The organism is Pseudomonas sp. TSRC2-2, from assembly GCF_049897785.1.
Taxonomy (GTDB): Bacteria; Pseudomonadota; Gammaproteobacteria; order Pseudomonadales; family Pseudomonadaceae; genus Aquipseudomonas.
The window spans coordinates 22,675-39,228 of record NZ_JAFCWZ010000010.1; the positions used below are offsets into that span (position 1 = coordinate 22,675).

Here is a 16,554-nt window from a genome sequence, read left to right on the forward strand (position 1 = left end):
TCAGCGGCTGTTGCCCAGGCTTTTGAAGCAGGCGTAGAGGTAGCGCAGGGTCGGTTTGCCCTGAAAGAAAAACAGCGTCTGCCACGAATGCCCGAGCATCTGCCGGAACACCTCGATGACCCGGCGATGATCGCCGCGCCGGGAAAAGGCATTGAGAAACTCCGCGTGGTTGGCGAGGACGAAATTGATCCGCTGCTGCTTGTTCAATCGGGTGCCGTAACGCGCCAGGTACAGCTGGATGAAGCGCAGTTTGTGCGGGTAGTACTTGTGCGGTTGCGCGGTGATATTGGCGGCGTTGACGGCGCGCCAGTGCAGGATCTGCGGCACGCTGTGGATCTCGCTGATTTCCCCGATGCGCGTCCACAACAGGCGATCCTCGGCGAAGCGCAGGCTCTGATCGAAGCCGCCAATGGCAACGATGATCTCGCGCAGCGCGAGCACGCCGGAGGTGCCGTTGATGATGTTTTCGCGCATGAAGTCGGCAAAGTGATCACCGTGTTTGCAGCGATCCTCCAGTTGCCGTTTGCCGTCGCTGAATTCACTCATTTGAAAGCAATCGATCAAACCGACCTTGCGTCCCTGCTGCGTCAGTTCAGCGTGCAGCGCCAATTGCCTGTGCAGTTTTTCCGGATGCCAGCGGTCATCGGCATCGAGGAAGGCGATAAAGGTTTCCTCGGCACTGAACACACCGCGATTGCGCGCACTGGCCGGGCCTTGATTGGGCTGTTGCAACAGGACGATGGGGAAGGGCGCGGCGTATTGCCTGACGATCTCTGGCCCGGCATCGCTGGAGCCGTCATCGACGATGATGACTTTGTCCGGCTGGCGGGTTTGTGCGCACACCGAATCCAGTGTGCGCTGGATGCTGGCGGCGGCGTTGTACAGCGGAATCACCACGCACACGGTGAAGGCCGAGGGATCATTCAGCATGGGCGTTGCTCCCGGAAAGTGCCGCGCATCGGCCGCGCGTTGGCAGCTGGCAGCGGCTGGGTACGGGTGACGAGGTGATGGCGGAAGGTCAGGCTGAGCACGCAGAAAATCAGGAACTCGCCCGAGCGGTAGTTGGGAATTACATAGGCAACGTAATTGGTAACGACGAACAGGCCGATGATCACCAGAGCACACGCCTGATAGCGCGCCGATTGATCCGCCGTGATTGCCCGATAACGCTTTGCCAGTGTCTGGGCAAACATCAGCAGCAAGGCGATCAACTGAATCAAGCCACCGTTGAGCAGGGTCTCAACGTAGCCGCTGTGCGCGTTGCCGATGTAGCCCCAGCGCGTGATGAACGCGTCAGCATCGGCACTGGCCCAGAACGCGCCGAAGCCATAGCCCTTGAGAAATTGCGCATCGATCAGGGGCTGCAACAGCTCCCAGATCAGCGTGCGGTCTGTCAGCGACGGGTCGCGGCCAACCAGCTCCAGCAACATCGCGTAGTTGGCGTAGAGCACCCCACACAGGAGGAAGAACACCAGCGTGGCCGCCATGAACGCGAGCAGTGAGCGGTTGATGCGCAACCGGATCAGCGCAATGAAGTACGCGTAGCTGGCAGTGCCGGCGACGATCAGGGCAATCGCCGTGGCTGACTGCGCGAGGCCAATGGCAATCAGCGCGAACAGCCCATACAGCATGGCCAGCGGGTTGCGCTGGCGGATCATCGGCAGCAGCAACAGAATCGCGATGGCGTTCAGGCGCGCGCCAGCGTTCTTTTCCGCGAACACCCCGCGAAAGGCGCCGTCGCGAATGCCGCCGGAAATAAAGGCGATGTCCGGGCGAATCAGGGCAAAGATCAACCCGACCAACGCCGCCGCACCGATCACGCAGCCGAACAGAAAAGCGATGCGTTCCAGGCTGTAGCGCCAGGCAATGAAACCGGCAAAGAACACCACGCTGAGCAGCGCAACGAAACGCTTGAAGCTGAGCATCGGCTCGCTCGACCAACTGATCGACGCCGCCACGCAGCCCAGAAACAACAGCAAAAACAGGTTCTGCCGGTAGAAGCTCTTGCTGAGGAACACCTTGTGGCGAATGAAGAAAAACAGCGGCACCAGCAGCGTCAGCAAGCCACAGACCTGATTGGCCAGATTGCCCTCGAGATCCTGCTGCGCATCGTCCAGCGTGCTCACATTGCCCAGGCGCAGAAAGAAGCCGATCACTTGGGTATAGAACAGCACACCGAACAAGGTGAAGGCGTCGGCGAGCGTCGAATAACGCACTTGCAGACGGTTCATCTCAGCGCCTCCCGAGTAACGCCTTGAGGTAGGTCTGCACCGCGCGAGCGCTGACAAAGCGTGCGGCGGCGTCGATGCGCCGTTGTCGGTGCAGCGCTCGCGGCCTGGCCATTTGTTCGCTGATCGCAGCGGCAAGCGCCGCCGGGTCGTCAACCTCGACCAAGGGCGCGACGGCGCCATCGGCGAGGATTTCCTGCGGGCCATACGGGCAGCGTGTCGCCACTACCGGCGTGCCGGTCGACAGGGCTTCGACCAGGGCGTTGGGGCTGCCCTCGAAGCGTGACGACAAAACAAAGCAATCGGCCCGAGCGATTTCGGCGATGGGGTCACTGGCGTACCCCGGCAGATCGCAACGCTCTGCGACGCCGAGCGCTGTCGCCTGGGCAAGCAGTTCGCCGCGCAAGGCGCCTTCGCCGAAGATGATCAGACGTGCATCGCGTTGCGCCAGGCGGGCGAAGGCGTCGATCAACGTGTCGAAGCCTTTCTGCTGGGCCAGCCGACCCACGGCAACGATCACCGGAGTGGTTTTATCCCGCAGCCAGGGATGGCTGGGGGCGGCGGCAGGTTTGTCGCGAAAATCGTTGTCGAGTACCGGGTTGTCGGCGGTGGTCACATCGCGCGGGCGGGCGATAGTGGTGTCGACCAGATCTTCGGCGACGCCCTGTGACACGCAGATCACCGGGTTGGGAATCAGCCGATACAGCCACGGCGCCAGCCAATAGGCGAGCTTGACCGAGAGCGCCGGGTTGACGTGCTTGTCCCGCGAGAAGGCATTGCGCTCGCTGACATGCAGCCGCGCCAGCGTCCCGGACAGCGCGGCGGCGGCAATCGCCACGACGTTGACATGAGTGAGCACCGCCAGTTGCGCGTCGTAGCGATTGCTGCGCAAAAAGCGCATCAGGGCGGGCACGGCAGCGGCGCTGCGCGGGCTGTCGAGCAGCACTTGCCTGACCCGTGGATCGAGCGCCGGTTGATTGATGCCGGCGCCGGTGAGCATCAGCAGCGTGACTTCGTTGCCGGCCTCAACCAACGCGCCAGCGAGGCGCACCATCATTTTCTCCGCGCCGCCGGCGCCGAGATCCTGGAGGATGATCAGCAGCTTTTTCATCGGTTCCACACCTGGTAATAAGCCTGCGCAGCGTATTGGCTGGTATACGGCTGGATCGCTTCGCTGACTGAACGGCGCGCCGGGAAGGCAGGTTCGCGGCTGGCCAGACTGTCGAGCAGCGCCTCGGCCAGGGCCGGAACATCATCGACGCTGACCAGGCGCCCGAGGCGTCCGCCGTCGAGCAACTCGCGCGGCCCGCTGCCGCAATCGGTGGAGATCACCGCCGTGCCCAGCGCCAGCGCCTCGACCAGCACCGTCGGCAAGCCTTCGTGAAGTGAGCTGAGCACCAACAGCTGCGCATGGCGAATCAGCGGGTATGGATTGCGCAGATGCCCGGTGAAATGCACCAGACGTTCGATGCCCAGCCGTTGCGCCTGCGCTTCAAGCTCAGCGCGCAACGGCCCGTCGCCGGCAATCACCAGATAGGGCAACGTGCGTTGTTGCGCCGCCACGGCATAGGCTTCGAGCAGCAAATCAAAGCCCTTGGTGTGCACCAGTCGGCCAATTCCCAGCCAGTAATGATGGGGCACGCCACCGGGCAGCGGCGCTTGTGCCCCGCGCAGCAATTGCTCGGTGATCACCGCGTTCGGGCAATAACGGATGCGCGGCTGGCCCCACGGCATCAACCCGGCCAGCGACTGGCGCAAACCGTGGGACACCGCGACCACCTTGCCGCTGCCGCACAAATACAGCGCGTACAACAGGCGCAAGCTGGCGCGCCCGGTGTTTTGCTCGGCGCAATCCAGCGCGGCGTGGCGGCTGTAAATGACTTTGCATGTACTGCCCAGGGTGGCGAACCAGGTGCACAGATTGGCTTGTTCCTTGGCGCCGATCAGGTGCGTCACGCCTTCGCGGCGAATCAATCGGCGCAGCAGCACGATCGACTTCAGCCAGCCAGCGAGTCCGCTGCCGCCACCGGCCACGCTCGGCGCGCCGTCGACGTCGGGCGAGTCGCCGTTCATGACGTAAAAACTCACCCGTCGACCGTCCGCCAGAAACTGCTCGGCAAGGCGTTGCTGCACGCACTCGACGCCGCCGCCAGTCTGGTAATCCTTGAGCGTGAACAGAATATGCATCGACACAATCCTCATGGGGCAGTGACATTGATCGCCACTTGCTGGCGCAGAATCATTTCGGTCAGGCGCAGGGCATTGCTCGGGTAGTCGAGCAGGTAGCGTTTGATCGTGTGCGGCTCGCGATACATGCGGTAGAAGGCGCGCAGGTGCAGGCGATTGATGGCGTCGGGGTAGTAACGCTCGCTGGCATTGGCTTCCTGACGAATGAAGCCGCCGCAGGTGAACGCCACGCCGCTGAAACCGCCGCGCAGCGCCTGGAGGACAAAGCGCTCCTGCAGACCGGCACCGAGGCCGACCAGTAGAACGTTGGTCCGCTGTCGGCGGATATCGGCATGGATCATGGCGCCTTGCTCGGCGTCGAAGTAACCGTTGTGCGCGCCGACCAATTGCAGGCGTGGGTACTGCGTGCCGAGCTTTTCGACAAAATGATCAAGCTCCGCCTGTCGCGCGCCGACCACGTAGACGCGTTTGCCGCGCTGCTCGGATTCGCGCAACACCGGATCGGCAATCGAGGTGAAATCGAAACTGACCCGTTGCACTGCGCGCCCGGTGATACGCGACATGAACCCGGACATCAGCATGCCGTCGCAGAAATACGCCAGCGACGGCGGCGGCTGGCGGATGAAACTGCCAATCGAGGCAAAGTTGAGAAAGGAGAACGCCCGGTTCGATTCCAGCAGGGCCGGCGAATAACGGTCGAGCAATTCCAGGCGGATCATGATGCAAGATCCTGTACTTGCGCGGCGCAGGTCGGCCGACCGACGCTGATGTAGGTAAAGCCGCGTGCGCTGAGACGTTGCGGATCGAACAGGTTGCGGCCGTCGAAGATCAGCGGGTTTTTCAACTGGCGAGCAAGCAACTCGAAGTCCGGCGCACGAAACGATTGCCACTCGGTGACGATCACCAGCGCGTCGGCATTTTTCAGCGCCGCCTCTTTGGTGCCGGCCAGGGTCAGGTCGTCGCGCGGGCCGTAAAGCTGCTGGGCCTGTTCCATGGCTTTCGGGTCGAACGCCTGCACACTGGCGCCAGCGCGCCATAACGCCTCCATCAAGACGCGGCTGGGTGCTTCGCGCATGTCGTCGGTGTTGGGCTTGAAACTCAGGCCCCACAGCGCAAAGGTTTTGCCCTCCAGGGCGCCGTTGAAGTGTTCGGCAATTTTGTGGAACAGCGTGCTTTTCTGCTCGTTGTTGCGCGACTCCACCGCGCGCAGCAGGCGCGCATCGACATCAACGCCGTGGGCGGCATGGATCAGCGCACGCACATCCTTGGGAAAGCACGAGCCGCCGTAGCCGATGCCGGGGTAGATGAACTGGTAGCCGATGCGCGGATCCGAGCCGATGCCGTGGCGGACCATTTCGATGTCGGCGCCGAGCTTTTCGGCGAGCCCGGCCATCTCGTTCATGAAGCTGATCTTGGTCGCCAGCATGCAATTGGCGGCGTACTTGGTCAGCTCGGCGCTGCGTACGTCCATGACGATGATTTTTTCGCGGTTGCGATTGAACGGTTCGTACAGCTCGCGCATCAGCGCTTCGGCGCGCGGGCTGTCGGTGCCGATGATGATCCGGTCGGGGCGCATGCAGTCATCGACCGCGCAGCCTTCCTTGAGAAATTCCGGGTTGGAGACCACATCGAAGGTCAGTTCGCCACGGCCGCTTTCGGCGAGGATGACATTGATGCAATCGCGCACACGGTCCGCCGTGCCCACCGGCACCGTGGATTTGTCGACGATGATCTGCTCGCCGCGCAGGTGCTCGCCGATCGTTCGCGCGACGCTCAGCACATGTTTGAGATCCGCCGAGCCGTCCTCGTCCGGCGGGGTGCCGACGGCGATCAGCAACACGTCGCCGTGCGTTACCGCAGCGGCCAGATCACTGCCGAATTGCAAGCGTCCGCTCTGATGGTTTTCCCGCACCAGGCTTTTCAGGCCCGGCTCGTAGATGGGCAGGCTGCCGTCATTCAAGGCCTGCACCTTGGCCGCGTCAACATCCACACACAGCACGTTGTGGCCGACCTCGGCCAGCGCGGCGCCCTGGACCAGTCCGACATAACCGATACCGAATACACTCACATTCATGGGAAAACCTCATGCGTGGCGGGGTGGGCCAGAGCGCTGGCCGCTGTCAGTAGATGTTTTTCGAGAACAGGGTGAAGGGCGTCTTCAGCAGGATCTTGATGTCCAGCCACAGCGACCATTGATTGATGTAATTGAGGTCCTGGGCGACCCGGCGCTGCATCTTTTCCACGGTCTCGGTTTCGCCGCGATGTCCGGTGATCTGCGCCAGCCCGGTGATGCCAGGCTTGAGCCGATGCCGCGCCATGTAGGCGCGCACCTTGCCGGTGTAATAGATGTTGTGGGTGACCGCGTGGGGGCGCGGGCCAACCAGCGCCATGTGGCCGAACAGCACGTTGAACAGTTGCGGCAGCTCATCTATCGAGCTGCGCCGCAGAAAGCGTCCCAGCGGGGTGACGCGGTCGTCGTCGCGGGTGGCCTGGCGCACTTGCTGATCGTCGTGCACGCGCATCGAGCGGAATTTCCACACGCGGATCACTTCGCCGTCGCAGCCATGGCGGCTTTGCTTGAACAGCACCGGTCCCGGCGACGTCAGCTTGACCGCGATGGCCACGCCGAGCAGCAGCGGGCTGAGCAGAATCAGCGCCACGGCGGCCACGCTGCGTTCGAACAGGTCTTTGCAGAACAGACTGCCGGGGTGCGAGGTGAGCAGGCTTTCGTTGAGGTAGATCGCCGGCATCCGTTCGATCTCGGAGATCGAGTGATTGAGCAGGACCATGCTGCCCAGATCCGGAATCCACACCACGTCGACGTTCATGTCGAGCAGGTTGATGTACAGCGCTTCGATGGTCGCCGCCTCGGCCATTGGCAGCACGATGTACACGCGCCGCGCCTGCAAGCGCGTGATGATTTCGCGGATGTCCTCGACCTCGCCGAGCAGCGGCAGGATGCTCGGCGCGGGGCCGCTGTCGGCTTTCGCCGCGATGAAACCGAGCAGCAGCGCGCGATCCGGATCGAGGAGTTTGCGCGCCAGCTCATGGGCGGTCGGGCAGGTGCCGATGATCACCGCACGGCGCTCGTTGCTGATCATTCTGGTGTAGAGGCGCACGAACAGATGCAGCGGCACAAACGTCGCCGCCTGAGCGAGAAAACCGACCACGGCCCAGACAATCACCACCTGCCGGGAGAACAAAGCGCTGGTCTGGGTGACGAAAGCGATGCTCATCAGCAGCCCGAGCAGAATCAGCCATCCGGCAAGCAAACGCCCGAGCCCGACCAGCAGGCCATGGCGCTTGTGGTAGACCTGCACCAGGCCGTAGACCGGCATCGAACCGAGCACCGTGAGGATGATCAGCAAGCGGTACTCACTGGGCAGTTCGCCGATGCGCCAGTGCACCAGCACGATCAGCAACAGGTTGACCAGAGTCATTGCGCACAGCCATTGCACCCAGAAGGTGAGGCCGCGACGGTGTGCCATTTGCGCGGAATATTGCGAGGTCATCGGCGCGATCTCCGATTCGTCCAACAGGGAGGGATTTGCTGTTGCCGGGCGGCACGGCCCGGAAGATCAGCGCGGGGCGAAGTCGTAGTCGTAGAAGGAGCGGGAGTGACCATGGCCGTACTTGCGCGCCTTGCGCAGATCGACCTGATTGAGCACCACGCCGAACACCGGCGCTTGGCTCTGCTGCAACACGGCGATGCTTTTGCGCACCTGGCCGACCGGCGTGCTCTGCGCCTTGACCACGTAGATCACCGCGTCGGAGTGCTGAGCCAGCAACAACGCGTCACTGACGATTTCTGCTGGCGGCGAATCGATGATGATGTGCCGATAGCGCGACTTCAGAATCTGCAATAGCCGACCGAGGCGTGGCGAACTGAGCAAGTCCTGCGCGGGGGCCACGGCATTGCTCGAACTGCTCGAGGCTTTCAGCCGTGGCGCATCGAACGGGTCCAGCGCCGAAGGCGCCAGGCAACCGGCCGGGAGCATGTCGAGATTGCCCACGCTGCGGATGCAGTCTTCGAGCCGCGCGGTGCCGGCCATGAGGTTGGCCAGGCCGGGGTTTTCCGGCGGGAAATCGAAGTTCAGCGACAGTGTCGGCTGACGCATGTCGGCATCGATCAGCAGCACTCGCTCCAGCGGCGCGAGCGACGAAGCGAGGTTGTTGGCGATGGTGCTCTTGCCTTCGCCGGACACCGAAGACGTGACCAGCACCACCTGCGCCGGACGTTCGTTGTTTTGCAGCATCAGCCAGGTGCGCAGGTTGCGGATGGTTTCGCAGAAGCGCGGGTGGTCGTTGTCCTCGAACAGCCGCGCCAACTGCCGCCGGCTCTTTTTCATTACCAGCGGCACCACGCTCAGTAGCGGCACATTGAGCAGGCTCTCGACGGTGTCGTCGGTCTTGAAGGTGTTGCTCAGGGTATCGAAGAGGAAGGCGAGGGCGACGCCGACGACCGCAGCCACCAGCGCAACAATCGCGAGGATCAGATTCTTGCGCGGTTTGCTCGCTTCCAGCGGCGCGATCGCCGGGTCAACGATGCGTGCTTTGGCCGAATCCATGTCCGAGGTGGCGGCGGTTTCCTTGAGGCGAGTGACGAAAGTTTCGTACAGCGCTCGGGTGCTGTCGACTTCGCGCTGGAATTCGCGCAGCTGGAATTCCTTGCGCGAAATATCCTGAATCTGCGCCTTGTTGCTGTTGAAGGATTTGCGCAACGCGTCTTCGCTGGCCACCGCCAGTTGATATTGGCGTTCGATGCCGGCGACCACTTGCTGCACCTGCAGGCGCAGGCTGTTGGCAGCGGTGCGCTGTTCGGAACGGGCGGAAATCAGCGCCGGGTGCTTGGGCCCGTAGCGCCCCGACAACTCCTCGACTTTGGCCTGGGCCTTGGCCAGATCGCCTTGGAACTGCTGAATCAACGGGTTGCTCAGCACCGCTGGCACGCTCGACAGGCGACTGATATCGCCATTGCTGAGAGATTGGGCCTGGCGGTACTGGCTCTCGGCCTCGGCACGATCGCGGCGCGCGTCGATCATGCGGTTGCCGGTCATTTGCAACTCGTTGGCACTGATCGTCGCGACACCGTCAACATCGACCAGGCCTTGTTCCTCGCGATACGCCTGCAACTTGTTCTCGGCCACGCGCAGGTTGTCGCGCAATTCGACCAGACGAGTGTTCATCCAGCTCGTGTTGTTTTGCGAAGACTTGAGACTGGTGTCCTGCTGGCTGTCGATGAAACCTTGGGCGAGGGCATTGGCCACCGCCGCAGCGAGCGCGGGGTCGGGCAGCTCGACGTCGATTTCCAGCAACTGGCTCTTGCCGACGAACTTGACGCTGGTGTGCAGCATCAGGTTTTGCGTGACGTCGTTGAACACCTGTTCTTCGGTCGCAGGCGGCTTGGGCGGCGGCAGCAGATCCAGCCATGGCAGCCATTGATCGCGATTGAGCTCGGCCAGCCATTGGCGCGGGGCGAACCAGCTCTGCGCCTGTTGGCGTGGATCGGTAATCGGGTGGGTGGTCAGGCCGAGCTTGCGCACCGCGCGCTCGGCGAGTTCCCGCGATTGCAGCAACGCCTGCTGAGTCTGCAAGTAATCGGTGGTGGTCGCGCCGCCAGCTTCGGCGGCCTGCTGAAAACTCAACACCGGCGGCGTCTTGTCCTTGATCAGCAGCGTCGCACTGCCGACGTACTGCGGCGTGATGAACGACAGCACCGCCACGGCCAGCGCGCAACTGAGCAGAACCAGCCAGGCGATGTTCCACTTCGCCGACCAGATCACCCGCCACAGGTGCAGCAGATCAAGGGTGTCCGACTCATCGGCGGCTTGCGTTGGCAAGTGGCCCTGGAGCGGACGTTCGAGGTAGGTGCTTGGGCTGTTGTCCATGATCAGAAAAAGCCTTGTGCAATGGAAATGGTGTCGCCGGGGGCGATGACGGTAGTGCGCGAAATGTTTTCAGTGACCGGCGGGCCGCCACTGCCGCGCAAAATCGTCACGCGTTTCATCGAGGCGCGTTCGGTCAGACCGCCGCCCAGCGCGATGGCTTTTTCCAGGGTCAGGCCGGGTTGGAACGGATAGCTGCCGGGTTTCTGCACTTCGCCGTTGATATAGAAAGGGCGGTATTCGATCTGGCTGAGGCTGACTTTCGGGTCGACCAGATAGCCTTGCTTGAGGCCGTCGACGATCTTTTGTTCGACTTGATTGGGCGTCAGGCCCCTGGCGACGATCTCGCCGAGAAACGGGTAGGAGAAGGTGCCAGCGTCATTCAGGCGAATCTTCTTGAAGCTCAGTTCCGGCTCGCCGAACACGATGATGCGCAAGACATCGCCAGCGGCCAGGCGGTAATTGGTGTCGGTGTCCGCCGCCTCGACCGTGGGCACTGTCCAGAGCAGCAACAACAGTAAAATCAGGCGCGTGTGCATGGCCCAACCCTCCTACAGACTGACGTCGAAAGTGATCTGGAAGACGTTGCGGGTGAAGCTTTCGTTGTCGGCATCGGAGTCGTTGTCGCGGTGGCGGTAGGCGACTTCGACGTCCAGCCAGCGGCGCATTTCGTAATTCACGCCGAGTTTGTAATCCTGCAGATCGTCGCTGCGGTCCTGGCCTTCGTAGACGTAATGACCCATGCCAACTTCGGCAACACTGGTGATGCGCTCGGTCCAGCCATGGCGCCAACCGACCTGGGTGAACGTGGCTTTCACCGCGTCGGCGCCGTCGTCGCCTTCGGCCATGGCCTGGCGCGCAAGAAAGGTGAAGGTCGAGTAGGTGCGCGGTTTCCACGCCAGGTCCACTTGCCAGGTCGGGTTGCTCAGGTCGTCGGAGCCGCTCTGGTCGAAATTCTTGCGCTCATAGCCGACGCGCAGCTTGCCGGTGGTTTTCGCCGTCATGTCCCACTCGGCGCCGGCCAGCACCGCATCGGAGCGGCTGCTGCGCGGGCTGTTCGATTGCAAGTAGTCGAAGCGCGTGTGGTCGTATTCGAGCAGGCCACGGGTCTTGCTGCCGAGGCGGTGATACCAGGTGGTGGTCAGGTTGCTGGTGTCGCGCTCCTTGTCATCGTTGATGCCGTCGGCGTTGTCGTAGCGAAGCTGTGCGTAGTTGGCGCCGAGGTCGATCTGGTTCAGCGCACTGCGCGCACCGAAGGTGTAGACGCCGCCGACGCGTTTGCTTTCGATCTTGTCGTTGATGCCGTCGACGGCGGTAGACGTGGTGCGCTCGTATTTGCGCGCCTCGGCTTCGAGTTTCAGCCGATGTCGGTCCGTAAACTCCATGATGCTGTCGGCGCGCAGGCGCTGGGCGGTGTTCGAAGCATCCGAGTCGCTGTGATAGATGTAGCGGGTCGGTTCCCAGATCACTCGCGTGGCGCTGTTGCGATCCTCGGCCTTGAGCTCGAAGGCGGGCGCCAATCGCGTGACCATGGTGGACTCGACATCGTGTTCGACTTCGCGAAAATTGTCGTCGTAGCTTTCCGACAAGGCGAAAGTCGGGGTGAAATCGAAGCCGTAGACATTGATCGCTTGCGGCTCGACGCTCCAGGCGGCTTCGGGAGCGCAGCAGGCGACGACTAAAACCAGGGAACAGCGAGGCTTCAGAGCCATGGATCACGCTCCTGATGAAGGGGGTCGGTGTCAGGGCGAAGCGGATCCGGACTATTGTCGCTGGCGTTCTAGGTAACTCAGCGGGACGCTGACGTGCTGTTGGCGGTTGAGGAAATTGAGCAGAAGCATCACGCGCTCTTCGCCCTGCATGGACAGGAACACGCCTTCGAGCGGGGACAGCGGGCCTTGGACGATTTGCAAAGGTTCGCCGGGTTTGAGCATCGGATCGACAGGAAAGCCGATCGACTCCTGGCTGCGTTCACGCAGTTGTGCGATCACGTCTTCATCGACCCGGGCGGGCACATGGTTGAATTCAACAATGCGACTGACGCCGCGCGTTGAGCGGATCGGCGCCCAGTTATCGTCACGGCTCAGTTGAATGAACACATAGCCGGGGAACAACGATTCCAGCGTCCGTTGGCGTTTGCCACGGATGCTGCGCTCGCTCATCAGCTGAGGCCGAAAGATCGAATAGTTCTGTTGCTGCAGATTGAGTTGTGCCCGTTCATCCTGGCGGGGCTTGCACTGCAATAAATACCAGTTAGAACCGTTGCGGCAAACCGTTAGCATGCTGGAGTACTCCATACATAGCGATCGTGTAAGCAGGGTGGCCGATAACGTGGGACGAGCCGCCCTGCTTGCTAGTAGGTAGTAGGCTGATCAAGGCAAAGTGCCGAGCCAGATGCATCAATGTTTATTGGCAGAAGAAGTGTTTCAAAAATGAATCAAGTTGATCGGGTTATTGTTATATCCGTGGCCGTCTTGGCTATAACGAGTCCGTGCTTTTGTTTAAGCAAAGCTACCGCACGGTTCGCAGTTGCGACCTTCAGGATCCAATTACATAAGTAGCCAGAGAGCGGAAAAGTGCGCGGCGGCGCGAGCTCATCGGGCAGTGCTAAGTTATCGGCCAGTCTGCGCAAGCTGTCAATTGATAACAGTCAAAAACATTGCCTTTCATCCGCTGATAATGGGCGTGTTTCGTAAGTCGTTGACTTTCAACGATGAAAGCTGTTCGTCGGATTTTTTAAACTTTTCGAAGTTATTGTAGTCGTCGAGGTTAGATGCTGTGCGTGATAGCAAATTAGTTTCAATCTTACATGTTTCGGTTCGTAAGAAGTTCGGTTTTTAAATGCCTCGCGTCGGATGCTGCTGGCCCTGGTAACTAAGGTCGTCTATGAATAACTGTCGTCGTTTGCGGACAAATGTACGGCGGTGTTTAACGCCTTAAAGTCGAAACAGTGAGCCGAGGCAATCATGAGTGTTCTGGTAACGGGGGCCGCAGGTTTTATCGGTTATCACACGGCCATGCGATTATGTCGCGAAGGACTGGAGGTTGTTGGGCTCGATAATCTCAATCCTTACTACGACGTCAAACTCAAACAGGCGCGGTTGCACAGACTGCAAGCGCAGACCAACTTCACTTTCCATCGGCTGGACATTGTTGACCCGTCGGCACTCACCGCGCTGTTCGAACACGGCCAATTCCAACAGGTCATTCACCTCGCCGCGCAGGCCGGAGTGCGCTACTCGCTGGACAATCCTGAGGCTTATGCGCAATCGAATCTGGTCGGGTTTCTCAACGTCCTGGAAGCCTGCCGACGTCATCCGCCGGAACACCTGATCTACGCATCGAGCAGTTCGGTGTACGGCGCCAATACCCGAATGCCGTTTCGCGAAGACGACAAGGTCGACCAGCCGGTTTCTTTGTACGCTGCGACCAAACGCGCCAACGAACTAATCGCCCACAGCTACTGCCATCTCTACGGTGTGCAAGCCACCGGTCTGCGCTTCTTTACCGTTTACGGCCCTTGGGGTCGGCCGGACATGGCGCTGTTCAAATTCACCGAAGCGATGCTGCAAGGGCGCGCCATCGACATCTACAACCAAGGCGAAATGGCGCGGGATTTCACTTATATCGATGACATTGTCGAAGCGATTTTTCGACTGCTCGACAAACCGCCCGCACGCAGCGCCGAGCGTGGTACCAACCGTTTGTTCAATATCGGTCGCGGCAGTCCGGTGGCGCTGATGAGCTTCGTTGAATGCCTGGAACAGACGCTGGTCATCGAGGCGCAGCGCCGTTATCTGCCGATGCAGGAAGGCGACGTATTGAAAACCTGGGCCGACGTGTCGGCACTGGCACGCTGCATCGACTTCCGCCCCCAGGTGCCGATCGAGCAGGGCGTGCAAGCGTTCGTGCAGTGGTATCGCGAGTTTTATCAGGTCTGATTCAGTGCAGGGTGACGGCCCTGCGACTTTCACCAATGCGGATCCGGTCGAGGGCGCGGTTCAGCGCATCCAGCGCATCGAGCAACGCCTTGGCCTCGGCTTCACGCCCGTCGCCCCACAGACGTTCGGCCATTTTGTTCAAGGCCAGAATGGCGCGTTCGATGTCGGCTGCGCTGGCGGTGCTGTCAGGGGCTGGTGTTTTTTTTGGCATTCAAGCTAGTCCAGCGCAAGGATCTTTTTTACCTCAGCCACAATCACCGCAATGTCGAACGGCTTGGCCACCACCACATCAAACAGATCCGAGCGCTGCATGCCGATGTGCGCCTGCGCGCCACTCATCAGAATGATCGGCAAATGTTTGACGGACGGCTGGGCACGTACGGCTTCGGCGAATTCGAGGCCGTCCATGACCGGCATCATGAAGTCGGTAATAACCAGCGCCGGGCGTTCTCTTTCCAGCACCTCGAGCGCTTTCTTGCCGTTGCTCGCGGTCACGGTCATGAAGCCCTCATCCTCAAGCGCAAAGCCAAGAATGTCAGCAATCAGATACTCGTCGTCGACTACCAGAATGGTGGTCATGTTATTTCAACCCGCTTGAAGACTTACGAAATTGAACCAGGCAATGACTCAGCTGCGACTGAAGGTTCATTTTTCAAAGCCTTTTCCAGGAACACATCTTGATCACGGACAACCACCTCGAACCGCGACGGGTTGTAGGAGCTATCGCGTACCTTAAGAATGGAAAGCGTCCTGCGAAGTTCAGCGTGATTGTCAAAGAAACGCATGAGGATCAGGTTGTCGACAATACTGGACAGGTCAGAGTTCGGTGCGCTGACCTCGGATCCGAACAAATCGCGCATTTCCCAGGAGGCGAATACGGTCACGCCTCTGGATCGCAGTTCGTTCATCAATGCACTGAAAAAGTCGGTGATGCGTTCCGGTGTGGTTGACACCCGTGTCATGCCGCTCAGGCTATCGATGAACAGGCGCTTGATGCCTTTTTCATCGACCAGGCTCAGCAGGCGTGCGCCGAGGCCATCGAGCAAACCCTCCGTTGTGGGCTGCCAGGCAATGCTCAATGCGCCGCTGTGTTCCATGTGTTCAATATCGATGCCCAGCGAACGGCCTTTCAGGCGCAGGCGCTGCGGGCTTTCATAGAAACCGAAATGCAGGCCCGGCTCTTCCGCCGTTGATTGCGCAAGAAACTTCAGGCCCAGCGTGGTTTTGCCGATGCCGGAAGGGCCCATGACCAGCGTGACGCTGGAGCTGTGCAAGCCGCCACCGAAGATCTCATCGAGCGACGCAATGCCGCTTGGAATACGCGTCATGTCCGCGCTGTCGGGGGCGGAAGGGCGCTTGTAGAGACTTTCGAGGCGCGGGTAGACGACCAGGCCGTTATCGGTGATTTCACATTCGTGAAGACCGGTCAACGCACCGCTGCCGCGGGTCTTGCGCAAATGAATACGGCGCACCGAACGGGTACCGAAAAGCTCTTCGCCCATTTCGATGACGCCGTCGACCATGGTGTGCTCGGGGCTGCCGTCATCCAGGCGCGAGCTGGTCAGGAACAGCACGGTGCAACCGGCAAATGCGGCATGGCCTTGCAGTTCGGAAATGAATTTTTTCGTGTCGATCGGCGAGTCGGCTTTGGAGCGTGCATTGAGCAGGCCGTCAACGACCATGACGGTCGCCTTCTGCCGAGTGATTTCGCGTCGCAGCAGCTTCACGACTTCATCGAGGCCTTCGTTTTCCAGCGTATCGAATGCGCTGACAAATTGAATCTCGGCGCCGACTCGCGAGGCGTCAAAAAAACTCATGGTCGACAGAAACTGGAACAGCCGGTCGTGCGACTCGGCCAGCAATGTGGCGACCAGCACACGGCCGCCGTCGCGGGCATGGTGAAACCCGAGCTGGTTGGCAAGGATGGTTTTGCCCGAGCCCGGGCGCCCTTGAATGATGTATGAAGCGCCGGCGACAAAGCCCCCCTGAAGCAGCGCGTCGAGCCCTTCGATCCCGCTTTGAAGGCGTTTTAGCTTTTCCACAATGCGACCCTGATCTGGATAAACAGGCTTGTTCAGCCGAATGAGTGAAATGCTAACGCCATTTCCGGTTGAGGGCCATAAAGGCTGGGGAAAAGTAGCGTTTGTGCAATGTGAACCTGGCGCGTGACTGCTCGGGATCAGGGAGTAGGGACAAGCCTCGCACAGGAAGATTCGATTTTTCAAAACCTGGCACCGATTACATCCATGGGCGCTGTTGCGGACCATGAGGGTAACGCTTGCCACTTTGCTTTCATGAAATCGTCACAAAACT

Annotated in this window: 15 protein-coding genes; 1 reads left to right on the forward strand and 14 read right to left on the reverse strand. The window is 60.7% G+C overall.

The genetic code is table 11. The features are described 5' to 3' along the window. The 11 genes from ACP7D9_RS20055 to rfaH all read right to left on the reverse strand — a co-directional run bounded on the left by ACP7D9_RS20055 (position 1) and on the right by rfaH (position 12,582). Positions 1-930 (reverse strand): glycosyltransferase family 2 protein, encoded by a 930-nt coding sequence (locus tag ACP7D9_RS20055; RefSeq protein WP_426159339.1) that lies wholly within the window; start codon positions 928-930, stop codon positions 1-3. Next, the gene (locus ACP7D9_RS20060; RefSeq protein WP_426159341.1) at positions 924-2,231 is read right to left on the reverse strand and encodes an O-antigen ligase family protein; all 1,308 of its coding nucleotides are present in this window, start codon (positions 2,229-2,231) and stop codon (positions 924-926) included. The genes ACP7D9_RS20055 and ACP7D9_RS20060 overlap by 7 nt, the downstream gene beginning before the upstream one ends. A gap of 1 nt (position 2,232) precedes the next feature. Continuing rightward, positions 2,233-3,339, reverse strand: coding sequence for a glycosyltransferase (locus tag ACP7D9_RS20065; protein ID WP_397478201.1), 1,107 nt, complete (start codon positions 3,337-3,339; stop codon positions 2,233-2,235). After that, positions 3,336-4,415: a glycosyltransferase gene (locus ACP7D9_RS20070; protein ID WP_426159344.1), complete on the reverse strand. Its 1,080-nt coding sequence runs from the start codon at positions 4,413-4,415 to the stop codon at positions 3,336-3,338. Before ACP7D9_RS20070 ends, ACP7D9_RS20065 begins: the two co-directional genes overlap by 4 nt. 11 nt (positions 4,416-4,426) lie before the next feature. After that, entirely contained in the window at positions 4,427-5,134 is a 708-nt protein-coding gene (locus ACP7D9_RS20075; protein ID WP_426159346.1) for a WecB/TagA/CpsF family glycosyltransferase, read from the reverse strand. Beyond that, entirely contained in the window at positions 5,131-6,489 is a 1,359-nt protein-coding gene (locus tag ACP7D9_RS20080; RefSeq protein ID WP_426159348.1) for a UDP-glucose dehydrogenase family protein, read from the reverse strand. The genes ACP7D9_RS20075 and ACP7D9_RS20080 overlap by 4 nt, the downstream gene beginning before the upstream one ends. Positions 6,490-6,535: 46 nt before the next feature. Continuing rightward, on the reverse strand, positions 6,536-7,927 hold the full coding sequence (locus tag ACP7D9_RS20085; RefSeq protein ID WP_426159350.1) for an undecaprenyl-phosphate glucose phosphotransferase: 1,392 nt from the start codon (positions 7,925-7,927) through the stop codon (positions 6,536-6,538). Between the two features lie 66 nt (positions 7,928-7,993). Further along, positions 7,994-10,303 carry a GumC family protein gene (locus tag ACP7D9_RS20090; RefSeq protein ID WP_101159465.1) on the reverse strand — a complete coding sequence of 770 codons (2,310 nt, stop codon included), beginning with the start codon at positions 10,301-10,303 and terminating at the stop codon, positions 7,994-7,996. A gap of 2 nt (positions 10,304-10,305) precedes the next feature. Further along, the gene (locus ACP7D9_RS20095; protein ID WP_101159466.1) at positions 10,306-10,839 is read right to left on the reverse strand and encodes a polysaccharide biosynthesis/export family protein; all 534 of its coding nucleotides are present in this window, start codon (positions 10,837-10,839) and stop codon (positions 10,306-10,308) included. A 12-nt stretch (positions 10,840-10,851) separates the two neighbouring features. Then, a complete protein-coding gene (locus tag ACP7D9_RS20100) occupies positions 10,852-12,012 on the reverse strand; it encodes an outer membrane beta-barrel protein (RefSeq protein ID WP_397478198.1) in 1,161 nt (386 codons plus the stop codon). Positions 12,013-12,063: 51 nt separating this feature from the next. Then, entirely contained in the window at positions 12,064-12,582 is a 519-nt protein-coding gene (gene rfaH / locus ACP7D9_RS20105) for a transcription/translation regulatory transformer protein RfaH (RefSeq protein ID WP_312999156.1), read from the reverse strand. A gap of 684 nt (positions 12,583-13,266) precedes the next feature. Between rfaH and ACP7D9_RS20110 the strand changes: the two genes are divergently transcribed. Further along, on the forward strand, positions 13,267-14,241 hold the full coding sequence (locus tag ACP7D9_RS20110; protein WP_426159352.1) for an NAD-dependent epimerase: 975 nt from the start codon (positions 13,267-13,269) through the stop codon (positions 14,239-14,241). 1 nt (position 14,242) lies between these two features. On the opposite strand, the gene ACP7D9_RS20115 is transcribed toward ACP7D9_RS20110, so the two are convergent. From ACP7D9_RS20115 to ACP7D9_RS20125, 3 genes are read right to left on the reverse strand one after another with little or no spacing between them, the layout of a single operon-like run. Then, positions 14,243-14,452 (reverse strand): hypothetical protein, encoded by a 210-nt coding sequence (locus tag ACP7D9_RS20115; RefSeq protein WP_426159353.1) that lies wholly within the window; start codon positions 14,450-14,452, stop codon positions 14,243-14,245. 5 nt (positions 14,453-14,457) lie between these two features. Continuing rightward, a complete protein-coding gene (locus tag ACP7D9_RS20120; RefSeq protein WP_426159354.1) occupies positions 14,458-14,820 on the reverse strand; it encodes a response regulator in 363 nt (120 codons plus the stop codon). A gap of 23 nt (positions 14,821-14,843) precedes the next feature. Then, a complete protein-coding gene (locus ACP7D9_RS20125) occupies positions 14,844-16,283 on the reverse strand; it encodes an ATPase domain-containing protein (RefSeq protein WP_426159530.1) in 1,440 nt (479 codons plus the stop codon). Positions 16,284-16,554: the final 271 nt, after the last annotated feature.

Bases quoted from the DNA above. Each gene is read 5' to 3' on its own strand.
- ACP7D9_RS20065 (WP_397478201.1), bottom strand. From the start codon at position 3,339: ATGAAAAAGCTGCTGATCATCCTCCAGGATCTCGGCGCCGGCGGCGCG.
- ACP7D9_RS20090 (WP_101159465.1), bottom strand. From the start codon at position 10,303: ATGGACAACAGCCCAAGCACCTACCTCGAACGTCCGCTCCAGGGCCAC.
- ACP7D9_RS20110 (WP_426159352.1), top strand. From the start codon at position 13,267: ATGAGTGTTCTGGTAACGGGGGCCGCAGGTTTTATCGGTTATCACACG.
- ACP7D9_RS20070 (WP_426159344.1), bottom strand. From the start codon at position 4,415: ATGCATATTCTGTTCACGCTCAAGGATTACCAGACTGGCGGCGGCGTC.
- ACP7D9_RS20095 (WP_101159466.1), bottom strand. From the start codon at position 10,839: ATGCACACGCGCCTGATTTTACTGTTGTTGCTGCTCTGGACAGTGCCC.
- ACP7D9_RS20100 (WP_397478198.1), bottom strand. From the start codon at position 12,012: ATGGCTCTGAAGCCTCGCTGTTCCCTGGTTTTAGTCGTCGCCTGCTGC.
- ACP7D9_RS20055 (WP_426159339.1), bottom strand. From the start codon at position 930: ATGCTGAATGATCCCTCGGCCTTCACCGTGTGCGTGGTGATTCCGCTG.
- ACP7D9_RS20060 (WP_426159341.1), bottom strand. From the start codon at position 2,231: ATGAACCGTCTGCAAGTGCGTTATTCGACGCTCGCCGACGCCTTCACC.
- rfaH (WP_312999156.1), bottom strand. From the start codon at position 12,582: ATGCTAACGGTTTGCCGCAACGGTTCTAACTGGTATTTATTGCAGTGC.
- ACP7D9_RS20115 (WP_426159353.1), bottom strand. From the start codon at position 14,452: ATGCCAAAAAAAACACCAGCCCCTGACAGCACCGCCAGCGCAGCCGAC.
- ACP7D9_RS20080 (WP_426159348.1), bottom strand. From the start codon at position 6,489: ATGAATGTGAGTGTATTCGGTATCGGTTATGTCGGACTGGTCCAGGGC.
- ACP7D9_RS20120 (WP_426159354.1), bottom strand. From the start codon at position 14,820: ATGACCACCATTCTGGTAGTCGACGACGAGTATCTGATTGCTGACATT.
- ACP7D9_RS20075 (WP_426159346.1), bottom strand. From the start codon at position 5,134: ATGATCCGCCTGGAATTGCTCGACCGTTATTCGCCGGCCCTGCTGGAA.
- ACP7D9_RS20085 (WP_426159350.1), bottom strand. From the start codon at position 7,927: ATGACCTCGCAATATTCCGCGCAAATGGCACACCGTCGCGGCCTCACC.